At 37.6% G+C, this 14,899-nt stretch carries 15 protein-coding genes; all 15 read left to right on the top strand.

The features are described 5' to 3' along the window. Positions 1-12 precede the first annotated feature (12 nt). A complete protein-coding gene (gene tilS / locus MRBLBA3_RS13950; protein ID WP_044740324.1) occupies positions 13-1,443 on the top strand; it encodes a tRNA lysidine(34) synthetase TilS in 1,431 nt (476 codons plus the stop codon). Then, complete coding sequence (gene hpt, locus MRBLBA3_RS13945) at positions 1,440-1,982, top strand: hypoxanthine phosphoribosyltransferase (RefSeq protein WP_000981839.1); 543 nt, start codon at positions 1,440-1,442, stop codon at positions 1,980-1,982. Before tilS ends, hpt begins: the two co-directional genes overlap by 4 nt. Before the next feature lie 85 nt (positions 1,983-2,067). Beyond that, positions 2,068-3,975, top strand: coding sequence for an ATP-dependent zinc metalloprotease FtsH (ftsH, locus tag MRBLBA3_RS13940; RefSeq protein WP_001079664.1), 1,908 nt, complete (start codon positions 2,068-2,070; stop codon positions 3,973-3,975). A 224-nt stretch (positions 3,976-4,199) separates the two neighbouring features. After that, positions 4,200-4,988 (top strand): type III pantothenate kinase, encoded by a 789-nt coding sequence (locus MRBLBA3_RS13935; protein WP_000578370.1) that lies wholly within the window; start codon positions 4,200-4,202, stop codon positions 4,986-4,988. Positions 4,989-4,994: 6 nt separating this feature from the next. Continuing rightward, positions 4,995-5,870 (top strand): redox-regulated molecular chaperone HslO, encoded by an 876-nt coding sequence (gene hslO, locus MRBLBA3_RS13930; protein WP_000656359.1) that lies wholly within the window; start codon positions 4,995-4,997, stop codon positions 5,868-5,870. Between the two features lie 117 nt (positions 5,871-5,987). After that, positions 5,988-6,911, top strand: coding sequence for a cysteine synthase A (gene cysK / locus MRBLBA3_RS13925; protein WP_001261724.1), 924 nt, complete (start codon positions 5,988-5,990; stop codon positions 6,909-6,911). A 222-nt stretch (positions 6,912-7,133) separates the two neighbouring features. Further along, positions 7,134-8,531, top strand: a complete 1,398-nt coding sequence (gene pabB, locus MRBLBA3_RS13920; protein ID WP_363381749.1) for an aminodeoxychorismate synthase, component I — start codon at positions 7,134-7,136, stop codon at positions 8,529-8,531. Between the two features lie 5 nt (positions 8,532-8,536). Further along, a complete protein-coding gene (pabA, locus tag MRBLBA3_RS13915; RefSeq protein WP_000602299.1) occupies positions 8,537-9,124 on the top strand; it encodes an aminodeoxychorismate/anthranilate synthase component II in 588 nt (195 codons plus the stop codon). Next, entirely contained in the window at positions 9,118-9,990 is an 873-nt protein-coding gene (gene pabC, locus MRBLBA3_RS13910) for an aminodeoxychorismate lyase (protein ID WP_242399560.1), read from the top strand. Before pabA ends, pabC begins: the two co-directional genes overlap by 7 nt. Continuing rightward, positions 9,965-10,825 (top strand): dihydropteroate synthase, encoded by an 861-nt coding sequence (gene folP / locus MRBLBA3_RS13905; RefSeq protein ID WP_363381748.1) that lies wholly within the window; start codon positions 9,965-9,967, stop codon positions 10,823-10,825. The genes pabC and folP overlap by 26 nt, the downstream gene beginning before the upstream one ends. Then, positions 10,826-11,188, top strand: a complete 363-nt coding sequence (folB, locus tag MRBLBA3_RS13900) for a dihydroneopterin aldolase (RefSeq protein ID WP_000358063.1) — start codon at positions 10,826-10,828, stop codon at positions 11,186-11,188. Then, on the top strand, positions 11,185-11,700 hold the full coding sequence (gene folK, locus MRBLBA3_RS13895; RefSeq protein ID WP_001059442.1) for a 2-amino-4-hydroxy-6-hydroxymethyldihydropteridine diphosphokinase: 516 nt from the start codon (positions 11,185-11,187) through the stop codon (positions 11,698-11,700). The genes folB and folK overlap by 4 nt, the downstream gene beginning before the upstream one ends. After that, entirely contained in the window at positions 11,652-11,855 is a 204-nt protein-coding gene (locus MRBLBA3_RS13890; protein ID WP_000387027.1) for a helix-turn-helix domain-containing protein, read from the top strand. Before folK ends, MRBLBA3_RS13890 begins: the two co-directional genes overlap by 49 nt. Positions 11,856-11,878: 23 nt before the next feature. Next, the gene (gene dusB, locus MRBLBA3_RS13885; RefSeq protein ID WP_000912239.1) at positions 11,879-12,877 is read left to right on the top strand and encodes a tRNA dihydrouridine synthase DusB; all 999 of its coding nucleotides are present in this window, start codon (positions 11,879-11,881) and stop codon (positions 12,875-12,877) included. A 160-nt stretch (positions 12,878-13,037) separates the two neighbouring features. Further along, positions 13,038-14,537 (top strand): lysine--tRNA ligase, encoded by a 1,500-nt coding sequence (lysS, locus tag MRBLBA3_RS13880; RefSeq protein ID WP_000369687.1) that lies wholly within the window; start codon positions 13,038-13,040, stop codon positions 14,535-14,537. The last annotated feature ends 362 nt before the right edge of the window (positions 14,538-14,899 follow it).

Genomic DNA, 14,899 nt, shown 5'->3' with positions numbered 1-14,899 from the left:
GTGATTGCGAAGTTGAAAGATGCATTTGTTGGAAAAGTAGATGACTTTGTAAAGCAGCATGATGTATTAAAGAAACATTCAACAATTGTTGTAGGGGTTTCTGGCGGTCCTGACTCTTTAGCTCTTCTATATTATTTGTTAGAAAAAAGGGCAGAAAAGCAACTCGAAATTGTAGTAGCACATGTGGATCATATGTTTAGAGGTAATGAATCTCATGAGGACCTACAGTTTGTACAGGGTCTTTGCAAAGAGCTGGGAGTTATTTGTGAGACGATAAGGATTAATGTGTCACAATATCAACAGCAATATGGAATGAATGCACAAGTTGCTGCTAGAGAATGCAGATATGCATTTTTGGAAACAATAATGAAGAAATATGATGCGAGATATGTAGCTCTTGGTCACCATGGAGATGATCAAGTAGAGACAATTTTAATGCGCCTTGTACGAGGGAGTACTCCGAAAGGATACGCAGGAATTGCAGTGAAGCGTCCTTTTCATAATGGATATTTAATTAGGCCGTTACTTGGAGTAACTAAGGAAGAGATTGTTGATTACTGTAATAAGTTAAAAGTTATTCCACGTATAGATCCGAGTAATAAAAAGGAAGTATATACAAGGAATCGATTACGTAAATATGTCCTTCCTTATTTGAAAGAGGAAAATCCACAAGTGCATGAGAAATTCCAAAAATTTAGCGTGCAAATGCAAGAGGATGAGGCTTATTTGCAGGAATTAGCTTTTGAGAAAATGAATAAAGTAATTACAAAAAAAAGCGATAAACAAATTAGCTTATCAATTCCTGCCTTTGAATCCATGTCTATGCCTTTACAAAGGAGAGGGATTCAACTAATATTAAACTATCTTTATGAATATAAGGTTCCATCTTCGCTTTCTTCTATACATATTGACAAGGTGATTGAATTTTTTAAGCGGATACAACCTTCAGGTTCATTGGATTTTCCAGGTGGCTTGAAAATTATTCGTACATACGAAGAATGTAGCTTTGGATTTAAACAAGAAATTGTTTCTCCTTTTTTGCAAGATTTATCAGTACCCGGGACAATTATATTACCGAACGGAGATAAATTTGTAACAGAGGTGAGCGAGGATATACCAAGTAACATGAATGAAACAGTGTTTGTTGCTAAGTATAATGATATATCGTATCCACTTCGTATTCGTTCTAGGGAAAATGGAGATCGCATGTCAATACAAGGTATGGATGGTACAAAAAAGATAAAAGCTATTTTTATCGAATCGAAAGTACCGAAAGAAAAAAGAGAAGAATGGCCGATCGTTTGTGACGCAAGTGAAAATATTATTTGGGTACCCTTGTTGAAACGATCTGCATTTGCTATTTCGAAAGAGGTAGCAAAGAAGGATAAATATATTATTATTCACTACAAAAGCAAGGAGTCTTCCGGGAGGATAATGAAATGATGAATCAAGATATCGAAAAAGTATTAATTTCTGAGGAACAAATACAGGAAAAGGTGCTCGAATTAGGTGCAGTTATTGCAGAGGATTACAAAAATACAGTACCGCTTGCAATTGGTGTACTAAAGGGTGCAATGCCATTTATGGCAGATTTATTAAAGAGAACAGATACATATCTTGAAATGGATTTTATGGCTGTATCTAGCTACGGTCACTCTACTGTTTCAACAGGCGAAGTGAAAATCTTAAAAGATCTTGATACTTCTGTAGAAGGTCGCGATATTTTAATCGTTGAAGATATTATTGATAGCGGTCTTACACTAAGCTATTTAGTAGACCTGTTTAAATATCGTAAAGCGAAATCTGTAAAAATTGTTACATTATTAGATAAACCAACAGGTCGTAAGGTTGATCTGAAAGCGGATTATGTTGGATTTACTGTCCCTCATGAATTCGTTGTAGGGTATGGATTAGATTATAAAGAGCAATACCGTAATCTTCCGTATGTGGGAGTATTAAAACCAAGTGTTTACTCAAATTAATTAAATACAGGCGTTACAATTGTATAGGAAAGTTTTTCTATGTTACGATTTACTATAGTGTTTATGCCGTGAGAGGAGGTTAGGAATGAATCGTATCTTCCGTAATACCATCTTTTATTTACTGATATTCTTAGTAGTAATTGGGATCGTAAGCTATTTTAATGGTTCGACGCAAAAAACGACATCAGTTAGCTACGATAAATTCATTACTAAACTTGAAAAAGGTGAAGTGCGCAATGTGCAACTTCAACCAAAAAATGGTGTATTTGAAGTAAAAGGACAATTCAATACTTCTAACCAAGGAGAACAATTTGTTACTTATGCACCAAATACTGAGGAATTACAAAAGAAAATTAATGATAAAGCGCAAGGGGCCGAGGTTAAGTATCAACCAGCAGAAGAAACAAGTGCTTGGGTAACATTCTTTACTTCTATCATTCCGTTTGTCATTATCTTCATTTTATTCTTCTTCTTATTAAATCAAGCTCAGGGCGGCGGTAGCCGTGTTATGAACTTCGGGAAAAGTAAGGCGAAGCTATACAATGATGAAAAGAAAAAAATTCGTTTCAGAGATGTTGCTGGAGCGGATGAAGAGAAACAAGAACTTGTTGAGGTAGTTGAATTCTTGAAAGACCCTCGTAAGTTCGCTGAAGTTGGTGCCCGTATTCCGAAGGGTGTTCTATTAGTGGGACCTCCAGGTACAGGTAAAACTTTACTAGCACGTGCTGTTGCAGGTGAAGCAGGCGTTCCGTTCTTCTCTATTAGTGGTTCTGACTTCGTAGAGATGTTCGTCGGTGTCGGTGCATCCCGTGTACGTGATCTATTTGAAAATGCAAAGAAAAATGCTCCTTGTATCATTTTCATTGATGAAATTGATGCAGTAGGACGTCAACGTGGCGCAGGTCTTGGCGGTGGTCATGATGAGCGTGAACAAACGTTGAACCAATTGCTTGTTGAAATGGATGGATTCGGTGCAAACGAAGGTATTATTATCATCGCTGCGACAAACCGTCCTGATATTCTTGATCCAGCATTATTACGTCCAGGTCGTTTTGACCGTCAAATTACAGTAGATCGTCCAGATGTAAATGGTCGTGAAGCTGTACTTAAAGTACACGCTCGTAATAAACCGCTTGATGAGAATGTCAACTTAAGAGCAATTGCAACTCGTACACCAGGATTCTCTGGTGCCGATCTTGAAAACTTATTAAATGAAGCTGCTCTAGTAGCTGCACGTCAAGATAAGAAGAAAATTGATATGAGCGACATCGATGAAGCGACGGATCGTGTTATTGCAGGTCCTGCTAAGAAAAGTCGTGTTATCTCTGAAAAAGAACGTAATATCGTTGCATTCCATGAAGCTGGCCATACTGTAATTGGTGTTGTCCTTGATGAAGCCGATATCGTTCATAAAGTAACAATTGTCCCTCGTGGTCAAGCTGGTGGATATGCAGTAATGCTTCCGAAAGAAGATCGTTACTTCATGACAAAACCAGAGTTACTTGATAAAATCACTGGTTTACTTGGTGGTCGAGTAGCTGAGGAGATTGTATTTGGTGAAGTAAGTACAGGTGCTCACAACGACTTCCAACGTGCGACTGGGATTGCAAGACGTATGGTTACGGAATTCGGTATGAGTGATAAGCTTGGACCTATGCAATTCGGTAGCTCACAAGGTGGTCAGGTATTCTTAGGAAGAGACTTCCACTCAGAGCAAAACTACAGTGATGCAATTGCACATGAAATCGATGTGGAAATGCAAACTATTATGAAAGACTGTTACGCTCGTGCGAAACAAATTCTTACTGAAAAACGTGATAAGCTAGATATTATTGCGAAAACGTTACTTGAAGTAGAAACGTTAGATGCAGAGCAAATTAATCATTTATATGATTATGGCAGATTACCAGAGCGTCCAACATCTTCAGATGATGTGAAAGTAAACATCAACATGAAGAAAGATGATGAAGACGCAGACGTAGAAGATAAGTAAGAGATAAAGGAGTGACAATAGTCACTCCTTTTTTATTTGTGGAATGAATGTAAGTGGCAAAAGAATTTAAATAAAACTATTATTAAAAATTGAAATAGAGAGTAATCTTTTTGTACAATGATGAGTATAGAAAAACTGATTATATAAGTATGTGTGATATGATGTTTTTATAAGTTTTATACATACTGCACAAATATAGATTAAATAAGATAAGTGGTGAGAATATGATTTTTGTATTGGATGTAGGGAACACAAATGCGGTACTAGGTGTGTTTGAAGAGGGGAAACTTCGTCAGCATTGGCGCATGGAAACAGATCGTCATAAAACAGAAGATGAGTATGGGATGCTTGTAAAGCAGTTACTTGAGCATGAGGGTCTTTCTTTTGAAGATGTGAAAGGTATTATTGTGTCTTCAGTCGTACCGCCAATTATGTTCGCTTTAGAGCGTATGTGTGAAAAGTATTTTAAAATTAAACCGCTTGTAGTAGGGCCTGGGATAAAAACTGGCTTGAATATTAAATATGAAAATCCACGTGAAGTAGGCGCGGACCGAATTGTAAATGCAGTAGCAGGAATCCACTTATATGGAAGTCCACTTATTATTGTTGATTTTGGTACGGCTACTACATATTGTTATATTAACGAAGAGAAGCATTATATGGGTGGCGTTATTACGCCGGGAATTATGATTTCGGCAGAGGCGTTATATAGTAGAGCAGCAAAGCTTCCTCGTATTGAAATTACAAAACCGAGTAGTGTTATCGGGAAGAATACAGTAAGTGCGATGCAATCAGGTATTCTTTATGGGTACGTTGGACAAGTGGAAGGTATTGTTAAGCGTATGAAAGAAGAAGCTAAACAAGAACCGAAAGTTATTGCAACGGGTGGATTAGCAAAATTAATTTCAGAGGAATCAAATGTAATTGATATTGTAGATCCATTTTTAACGTTAAAAGGTTTGTATATGTTATATGAACGTAATGCAAATTTACAATATGAGAAAGGTGAATAAATAAGTATGAAAGATTATTTAGTAAAAGCGTTAGCGTTTGATGGAGAAGTGCGTGCGTATGGTGTACGTACGACAAACACAGTAAGTGAGGCGCAAAAACGTCACGATACATGGAGAACAGCTTCAGCGGCACTTGGTCGTTCTTTAACTGCGGGTACAATGATGGGTGCTATGCTAAAAGGCGAGCAGAAGCTAACGATTAAAGTAGAGGGTAACGGTCCGATTGGTCCTATCTTAGTAGATGCCCATGCAAATGGAGATGTACGTGGTTATGTAACGAATCCACATGTTGATTTTGAAGGGACAGAACAAGGGAAATTACGTGTATATCAAGCGGTAGGTACAGAAGGATTTGTAACGGTAATTAAAGATATCGGTATGCGTGAGCCGTTTATCGGTCAATCTCCTATCGTTTCAGGAGAACTAGGGGAAGACTTCACATATTATTTCGCAGTTTCTGAGCAGACGCCTTCTTCTGTGGGTGTCGGTGTTCTTGTAAATGGAGATGACAGCGTATTGGCGGCGGGTGGATTTATCCTTCAAATTATGCCGGGCGCACAGGAAGAAACAATTTCATTCATTGAAGATCGTTTACAAAAAATCCCTCCTGTATCAACATTGATCGAACAAGGTCTTTCTCCAGAAGAGCTACTATATGCAGTCCTTGGAGAAGATAAAGTAAAAGTATTAGAAACTATGGATGTTCAATTTAATTGCACGTGCTCACGCGAACGTATTGAGAGTGTGTTAATTAGTTTAGGTAAAACAGAGTTAGAGCAAATTCGTGAAGAAGAAGAAGAGACGGAAGTTCACTGTCACTTCTGTAATGAACGATATAAATTCGCTAAAGAAGATATTACAAGCCTGATTGAGAGTCTGTAATAAAGAAGTTTAGGCGGAGAAGCAGCTGCCCAAATAGATTGACAAACAGGGAATTTTCTGACAAAATCTAAATATAGATAAAACCAATAAAAATACTCGGTGTTAGGAGTGACAGGAATGCGAGTGGCACAATCAGTTTCAGAATTAATCGGGAAAACGCCGATCGTTAAGTTGAACCGCATCGTAGAATCAGACAGCGCAGATGTATACTTAAAATTAGAATTTATGAATCCGGGGAGCAGTGTTAAAGATCGTATCGCGTTAGCTATGATTGAAGATGCTGAAAATAAAGGATTATTAAAAGAGGGCGATACAATCATTGAGCCGACAAGTGGTAACACAGGTATTGGCTTAGCGATGGTAGCGGCTGCTAAAGGATATAAGGCAATTTTAGTAATGCCAGAAACAATGAGTATTGAGCGTCGTAATTTATTACGCGCTTACGGTGCCGAATTAGTATTGACTCCAGGACCTGAAGGAATGGGTGGAGCAATTCGTAAGGCAACTGAATTAGCAAAAGAACATGGATACTTTATACCACAACAGTTCCAAAATCAAGCGAATCCAGAAATCCACCGTTTAACAACAGGTCCAGAAATTGTTGAACAGATGGGTGATCAATTAGATGCGTTTATCGCGGGTATTGGTACAGGTGGAACAATTACAGGTGCTGGTGAAGTGCTGAAGGAAGCGTATAAAGATATTAAAATTTATGCGGTAGAACCTGCGGATTCGCCAGTATTATCTGGTGGGAAACCAGGACCGCATAAAATCCAAGGAATTGGAGCGGGATTTGTTCCAGAGACATTGGATGTAGCGGTATATGATGAAATTATCCAAGTGAAAACAGAGCAAGCATTCGAATATGCAAGAAGAGTTGCTCGAGAAGAAGGTATTTTAGTAGGTATCTCTTCAGGAGCGGTCATCTATGCAGCGAAAGAAGTTGCGAAGAAATTAGGTAAAGGGAAAAAGGTACTTGTTATTATTCCGAGTAACGGTGAACGTTATTTAAGTACACCACTTTATCAATTTGAATCATAATTGAATGCAATTGAAAAAGCATCCTTGAAAGAGGATGCTTTTTCTTTTTGGATTGGAAAAAGGAAAAGAGTGAATGACTAGAAAACTTCATGTAAAATAAGAGGTAGTATAATTAATTTATTTTCACTAGCCCTTGAGTATAATCATTCTCTGTATACATAACTTATGTAGTTGGAGCTGGTTAGTCTTAGAGGGTGGGATAAAAGAAGACGGGGTGTTGATATGCAACGAAGAAAATCTTTAGCGCTTTCTATTCCATATCAGTTAGATTTCTTTAAGCAATATAAATTTCTTTCCAAAAATAAGCCACAACATATTTTGTTAGAAAGTGGACGTGGTGGTCGTTATAACATTGTGGGACTGGATCCAGTAGCGGTAATTCAAGGGAAGAATGAGACGTTACATATAAGGGAAAGTGGTAAGGAAACAATAAAGCGAGGGAATCCATTAGATTTAATGCAAGAATATATGGAGAAATGGAAAACGGACTATAATCCGGAGTACCCGCCTTTTCAAGGTGGTGCAATTGGTTACTTTAGTTATGATTGTATCCGTTATATCGAAAAACTTCCTTCTCTTGCAGAGGATGATCTGAATATACCTGATATATTCTTTTTATTATTTGATGACGTGTTTGTATACGATCAAAAAGAACAAGTATTATGGATTATTACGCATTATGTAGATGAACATGAAAAGGCAGGAGAACGATTAAATGCATGGAAGGATCTTTGGGTGAAAGAAGCGCCTAAATTGACTATGCCGTTTGAATGTCCTGAAAAGAAAAATGAAACAGTTGCTTTTACGGAAGAGGGCTTTATAAAGGCCGTTGAACGTATTCAAGAATATATTGGAGCGGGTGATGTGTTTCAAGTAAACTTGTCGACAAGGCAAGAAAGAACTTTACAAACACATCCGCTAGAAATTTATACAAGTCTTCGTGAAATTAATCCATCTCCATATATGGGTTACTTGGAGCTTGGGGATTTTCAAATTGTTAGTGCTTCGCCTGAATTGCTAATTAAAAAACAAGGGCCAGAAGTAAGTACAAGACCAATTGCTGGTACAAGATCCCGTGGTGCGAATGAACAAGAGGATGAAGAATTAGCAAGGGAATTAATTGAGAACGAAAAGGAAAGAGCAGAGCACGTAATGCTTGTGGATTTAGAACGAAACGATTTAGGCCGGATTTGTAAATATGGAACGGTTGAAGTAGATGAATTTATGGTAATTGAAAAGTACTCGCACGTTATGCATATTGTTTCTAATGTGCGCGGTGAAGTGGAAGAAGATAAGGATGCGTTCGATTTAGTAAAGGCCGTATTTCCTGGCGGGACAATTACTGGTGCCCCGAAAATACGTACGATGGAGATTATTGAAGAATTAGAGCCTGTTCGCCGAGGAATTTATACAGGTTCAATTGGTTGGATTGGTTATTCCGGAGATACGGAATTGAATATTGTAATTAGAACGCTGCTTGCTAAAGATGGGCAAGCACATGTACAAGCTGGAGCTGGAATTGTAATTGATTCGAATCCAAAAAATGAATATAAAGAGTCGTTAAAAAAGGCAATCGCTTTATGGCGTGCGAAAGAAAGTAGCGAAGAAACGGTTAGGTGAGAGAAATGATATTGATGATTGATAATTATGATTCTTTTACATTTAATTTAGTGCAGTTTCTTGGAGAACTTGGACAAGAGCTTGTTGTTAAGCGTAATGATGAGGTGACTATTTCGGATATTGAGAATATGAAGCCAGACTTTTTAATGATTTCGCCAGGTCCATGTAGTCCTAATGAAGCGGGTATTAGTATGGAGGTTATTCAATACTTCGCTGGAAAGATTCCGATTTTTGGAGTTTGTCTTGGGCATCAATCAATTGCGCAAGTGTTTGGTGGAGAGGTTGTTCGTGCAGAACGATTAATGCATGGGAAAACGTCGCCTATGCATCATGACGGAAAGACGATTTTCTCGGATATTCCTAATCCGTTTACTGCAACGCGTTATCATTCACTGATTGTAAAGAAAGAGACGTTACCAGAATGTTTAGAGATCACATCTTGGACGGAAGAGGGAGAGATTATGGCGCTTCGTCATAAAACGTTGCCGATTGAAGGTGTACAGTTCCATCCAGAATCTATTATGACTTCTCATGGGAAAGAGTTGTTGCATAATTTTATTCGTAAATATAGTCCAAGTGTGACGTTATGTTAATTTACGTAAATGGCGCGTATGTAGAAGCGAGTGAAGCGAAAATTTCTCCTTATGATCATGGTTATTTATATGGGCTTGGAGTTTTTGAGACGTTTCGTATTTATAATGGTCATCCTTTCTTGTTGGATGATCATTATGAACGTTTAATGGATGCGCTGGATACATTGCAAATCAAATGGACAATGAAGAAAGACGACGTAATACTTATTTTGGAGAATTTACTCGTTAAGAATGGATTGAAGCATGCGTATATACGCTTTAATGTATCGGCGGGTATAGATGAAATAGGATTGCAAACGAATGTGTATGAAGAACCATCCGTTATTGTTTTTATAAAACCTTTGGCAATTCCAGGAGATGTAGTGGAGAAAGAAGGGGTTATTTTAAAACAAGTACGAAACACACCAGAGGGTGCGTTTCGCTTGAAGTCCCATCATTATTTAAATAATATTTTAGGGAAACGCGAAATTGGAAATGGTGTGAATAAGGAAGGGATTTTCCTTACTGAAACAGGTTATGTTGCAGAGGGGATTGTTTCGAATCTCTTTTTTGTTAAAGGAGGTAATTTGTATACTCCTTCATTAGAAACAGGGATTTTAAACGGTATCACTCGTGCATTTATTATAAAGGTTGCTGAAGAGCTGGGTATAGAAGTAAAGGAAGGTTTCTTTACAAAAGATGAATTGCTTTCAGCGGATGAAGTGTTCGTAACGAACTCTATTCAAGAAATTGTTCCTCTTTATCGTATAGAGGGGGAAGATTTCCCGGGCAAAGTGGGAATAGTTACAAAAAGATTTATGGATCTTTATGAAGTGCAGAGAGAGAAATTGTGGAGCAGAAATGAATTGCGAAGAGGAGATGTGTAATTTGAAGTGGGATTATGATTTACGCTGCGGCGAATATACATTGAACTTAAATGAAAAGACATTAATTATGGGGATTTTAAATGTAACACCAGATTCGTTTTCTGATGGTGGGAGTTACAACGAGGTAGATGCTGCAGTGCGTCACGCGAAAGAAATGAAAAATGAAGGTGCTCATATTATTGATATCGGTGGTGAATCTACCCGCCCGGGTTTTGCTAAAGTTTCGGTAGAAGAAGAAATAAAGCGAGTCGTTCCGATGATTCAGGCGGTTTCGAAAGAAGTGAAATTACCTATTTCTATTGATACGTATAAAGCTGAAGTTGCAAAACAAGCGATTGAAGCTGGTGCTCATATTATTAATGATATTTGGGGAGCGAAGGCGGAACCGAAGATTGCTGAAGTTGCAGCCTATTATGATGTACCCATTATCTTAATGCATAACCGAGATAATATGAACTATCGCAACTTAATGGCTGATATGATTGCTGATTTGTATGAAAGTATTAAAATTGCTAAAGATGCTGGTGTGCGAGATGAGAATATTATTTTAGACCCAGGTATCGGTTTTGCGAAAACGCCTGAACAAAATTTAGAAGCGATGCGTAAATTAGAACAGTTAAATGTACTGGGTTATCCAGTCCTATTAGGTACTTCAAGAAAGTCCTTTATTGGCCATGTATTAGATTTACCAGTGGAGGAACGTCTTGAAGGGACGGGCGCTACTGTTTGTCTTGGTATTGAAAAGGGCTGTGAGTTTATCCGTGTTCATGATGTGAAAGAAATGGCGCGCATGGCTAAGATGATGGATGCGATGATTGGTAAGGGGGCGAAATAATTGGATAAAATTTATATCCATGATATGGAGTTTTACGGTTATCATGGTGTATTCCCAGAAGAGAATAAATTAGGTCAGAGATTTAAAGTAGATTTAACGGTGGAGTTGGATTTAAAACGCGCAGGAGAAAGTGACGACTTAGAGCATTCTGTCAATTACGGGGAACTTTTTGAGCTATGTAGAAAAGTTGTTGAAGATAGAACGTATAAGCTTGTAGAGAGTATCGCTGAAAATATCGCTACAGATATATTGAAACAATATGAGAGTATTTCACGGTGTACAATTAAGGTAATTAAACCGGATCCGCCGATACCAGGACATTATCGTGCTGTAGCTGTGGAAATTACGAGAGAGCGTCCATGAATAATATAGCGTACATTGCATTAGGTTCAAATATTGGAGAGCGTTATACGTATTTAACTGAAGCGATTAAGTTTTTAAATAAAAACCCTTATATCCATGTTGATGATGTTTCGTCTGTATATGAAACGGAACCAGTTGGCTATACTGACCAAAGTTGCTTTTTAAATTTAGTTATAAAAATTTCTACCAATTTATCACCGCAAGAATTATTGAAAGTAACGCAAAAGGTAGAGAATGGTTTAGGAAGAAAAAGGGAAATCAGATGGGGTCCGAGGACCATCGACCTTGACATTTTACTATATAATCAAGAAAATATTGAAGCAGAGAATCTTATTGTTCCGCATCCGCGGATGTTCGAAAGAGCTTTTGTTATCGTTCCGTTGTTAGAAATCAATCAAGATATAAAACAAGACATTTCACGTTCACAAGTAGAAGAAATGAAAAGGCGAGAGGGAGTAACGGTATGGAAGCAGAAAAATGGGGAAGACGCATTCGTGCTTTTCGAAAGCTAAAAGGCTATACACAAGAAGGTTTTGCTAAAGAATTAGGAGTATCTGTATCTGTTTTAGGTGAAGTTGAGAGAGGGAATCGATCGCCTTCCCAAGATTTTGTAGTAGAAGTTGCTAAAGCATTAAAGGTCTCGATAGATGAACTAATGCCGAAGTGACTATGAAGGAAGGAGTAAATCGAGTGTTAAAGATTGCAAATATTGAGATGAAAAATCCGGTTGTATTAGCACCGATGGCGGGAGTGTGTAACTCTGCATTCCGTTTGACAGTAAAAGAATTTGGTGCAGGTTTAGTTTGTGCCGAAATGGTAAGTGATAAGGCAATATTACTTAATAACAAAAGAACATTAGATATGCTATATATCGATGAAAGAGAAAAGCCATTAAGTTTACAAATTTTTGGTGGAGAGAAAGAGACTCTTGTGGATGCTGCGAAATACGTGGATAAATATACGACAGCAGACATTATTGATATTAATATGGGGTGCCCAGTACCGAAAATCACTAAGTGTGATGCAGGAGCAAAGTGGCTTTTAGACCCAAATAAAATATATGAGATGGTAGCGGCAGTTGTAGACGCTGTTGAAAAGCCAGTTACGGTTAAAATGCGTATTGGTTGGGATGAAGATCATATTTTCGCAATAGAAAATGCTAGAGCTGTTGAGCGTGCTGGTGGACAAGCGGTAGCGGTTCATGGGCGTACACGAGTGCAAATGTATGAAGGTAAAGCGGATTGGAATATTATTAAACAAGTAAAGCAGGCTGTAAATATTCCGGTTATCGGAAATGGTGATGTCGAAACACCACAAGATGCAAAGCGTATGCTTGATGAAATTGGTGTAGATGGTGTTATGATTGGTCGCGCTGCTCTTGGAGATCCGTGGATGATTTATCGTACGGTAAAGTATTTAGAGACAGGTGAGTTAATGCCGGAACCGACAGTGCGTGAGAAAATTGATGTATGCATGTTGCATCTAGATCGTCTTATCGATTTAAAGAATGAAAATGTTGCCGTAAGAGAGATGAGAAAGCATGCAGCTTGGTATTTAAAAGGTGTTCGTGGTAATGCGAGTGTACGTAATGGTATCAATACTTGCAACACACGTGAAGACCTTGCGAATGTATTAGGTGCATTTGTAGAAGAAGTAGAAGCGAAACAACAAACAATTTACGTTGGTTAATAAGAGGATGTAGAAGATTGACATTCTTCTATACACTTCCTATAATTACGTGAAAGAAAGAAGAACTGCCAGTTAGTTGCTGGCAGTTTTTCTAGTTGAGTAGAAAATGCTATACTGTATATATTATAAAAATTAATAGAGCTGGAGTGATATTAATATCATGGATAACATGAACCACGAAGAATTAAACGACCAATTGCTTGTTCGTCGTGAAAAGCTACATAATTTACGTGAGCAAGGAATCGATCCGTTCGGTAAACGATTTGAACGCACAAATTCAACAACTGACTTAGTAAGTCTATATGGAGAATTCTCTAAAGAAGAATTAGAAGAGAAAGAAATCACTGTTTCTATCGCTGGTCGTATTATGACAAAACGCGGTAAAGGAAAAGCGGGATTTGCGCACATTCAAGATTTACAGGGGCAAGTTCAAATTTATGTTCGTAAAGATACTGTTGGAGATGAAGAGTACGAGTTATTCACGACAGCAGATTTAGGTGACTTAGTAGGTATTGAAGGTAAAGTGTTCAAAACAAACGTTGGAGAACTTTCAGTAAAAGCAACAGGATTTACACTTTTAACGAAATCTCTTCGTCCATTACCGGATAAATATCATGGATTAAAAGATGTTGAACAACGCTATCGTCAACGTTACTTGGACTTAATTACAAGTATGGAAAGCCGTGAAACGTTCGTTACCCGTAGTAAAATCATTCGTGAAATGAGAAGATATTTAGATGACAACGGTTATCTTGAAGTAGAAACGCCTATGATGCACGCGATTGCAGGTGGAGCGTCTGCTCGTCCTTTCACTACACACCATAATGCGTTAGATATGGAATTATATATGCGTATCGCAATTGAACTTCATTTAAAACGTCTTATTGTGGGCGGATTAGAAAAGGTTTATGAGATCGGCCGTGTATTCCGTAATGAGGGTGTATCAACTCGTCACAACCCTGAGTTTACGATGATTGAATTATATGAAGCGTACGCTGATTATAATGATATTATGAAACTAACAGAAAATATGGTTGCTCATATCGCGAAAAAAGTATTGGGTACAACAACAATCCAATATGGTGATTATGAAATTAATCTAGAGCCAGAATGGACACGTCTTCATATGGTAGATGCAATTAAGCAACACTCTGGAGCAGATTTCTGGAATCCAATGAGTGTAGAAGAAGCGCGTGAACTTGCAAAAGAACATAATGTAGAAATTAAAGATACAATGGAAGTTGGTCATATTATTAATGAGTTCTTCGAACAAAAAGTAGAAGATAAATTAATCCAACCAACATTTATTTACGGTCATCCGGTAGAAATTTCGCCACTTGCGAAAAAGAATGACCAAGATCCAAGATTCACAGATCGTTTCGAGTTATTTATCGTTGCACGTGAACATGCAAATGCATTCACTGAGTTAAATGATCCAATCGATCAAAAAGAACGTTTTGAAGCGCAATTAAAAGAGCGCGAGCAAGGTAATGACGAAGCTCACATGATGGATGATGATTATATCGAAGCTCTTGAGTACGGCATGCCTCCTACAGGCGGATTAGGAATCGGTATTGATCGTTTAGTTATGTTATTAACAAATGCACCATCTATTCGCGATGTACTATTATTCCCTGCTATGCGTCATAAACAAGACTAAGCTTTGGAGATTTCTCCAAAGCTTTTTTTATTTTACTATGAGTGACATGAAGGGAGTGGATCTTGATAGGGTAGACAATGCGTTTAGAAATTATATTTATATAGAAGAAACATGCTATTTTTATACTTTTTTACTAGGTTGAAAATTTTATTAGAAAAACTATTGCATTTTAATAATCAAACTGGTATATTTATATTCGTTGCCACGAAAGGTAACAAGAGAAACAAACGAAAAACAACTTATTGAAAAAAGTTGTTGACGAAAATATAACGAAATGTTATATTAATAAAGTCGCTTCTGGGCGACGAAGTAGTTCTTTGAAAACTGAACGAAACAAACAACGTGAACGTCAATTTTTATTT

This window comes from Bacillus sp. LBA3-1-1.1 (assembly GCF_040676495.1).
Classification (GTDB): Bacteria; Bacillota; Bacilli; order Bacillales; family Bacillaceae_G; genus Bacillus_A; species Bacillus_A nitratireducens.
Note: the sequence above shows the minus strand (reverse complement) of the source record. Positions and strands in the feature narration are given on the sequence as shown.

Bases quoted from the DNA above. Each gene is read 5' to 3' on its own strand.
- hpt (WP_000981839.1), top strand. From the start codon at position 1,440: ATGATGAATCAAGATATCGAAAAAGTATTAATTTCTGAGGAACAAATA.
- ftsH (WP_001079664.1), top strand. From the start codon at position 2,068: ATGAATCGTATCTTCCGTAATACCATCTTTTATTTACTGATATTCTTA.
- MRBLBA3_RS13935 (WP_000578370.1), top strand. From the start codon at position 4,200: ATGATTTTTGTATTGGATGTAGGGAACACAAATGCGGTACTAGGTGTG.
- hslO (WP_000656359.1), top strand. From the start codon at position 4,995: ATGAAAGATTATTTAGTAAAAGCGTTAGCGTTTGATGGAGAAGTGCGT.
- cysK (WP_001261724.1), top strand. From the start codon at position 5,988: ATGCGAGTGGCACAATCAGTTTCAGAATTAATCGGGAAAACGCCGATC.
- pabB (WP_363381749.1), top strand. From the start codon at position 7,134: ATGCAACGAAGAAAATCTTTAGCGCTTTCTATTCCATATCAGTTAGAT.
- pabA (WP_000602299.1), top strand. From the start codon at position 8,537: ATGATATTGATGATTGATAATTATGATTCTTTTACATTTAATTTAGTG.
- pabC (WP_242399560.1), top strand. From the start codon at position 9,118: ATGTTAATTTACGTAAATGGCGCGTATGTAGAAGCGAGTGAAGCGAAA.
- folP (WP_363381748.1), top strand. From the start codon at position 9,965: ATGAATTGCGAAGAGGAGATGTGTAATTTGAAGTGGGATTATGATTTA.
- folK (WP_001059442.1), top strand. From the start codon at position 11,185: ATGAATAATATAGCGTACATTGCATTAGGTTCAAATATTGGAGAGCGT.
- MRBLBA3_RS13890 (WP_000387027.1), top strand. From the start codon at position 11,652: ATGGAAGCAGAAAAATGGGGAAGACGCATTCGTGCTTTTCGAAAGCTA.
- lysS (WP_000369687.1), top strand. From the start codon at position 13,038: ATGGATAACATGAACCACGAAGAATTAAACGACCAATTGCTTGTTCGT.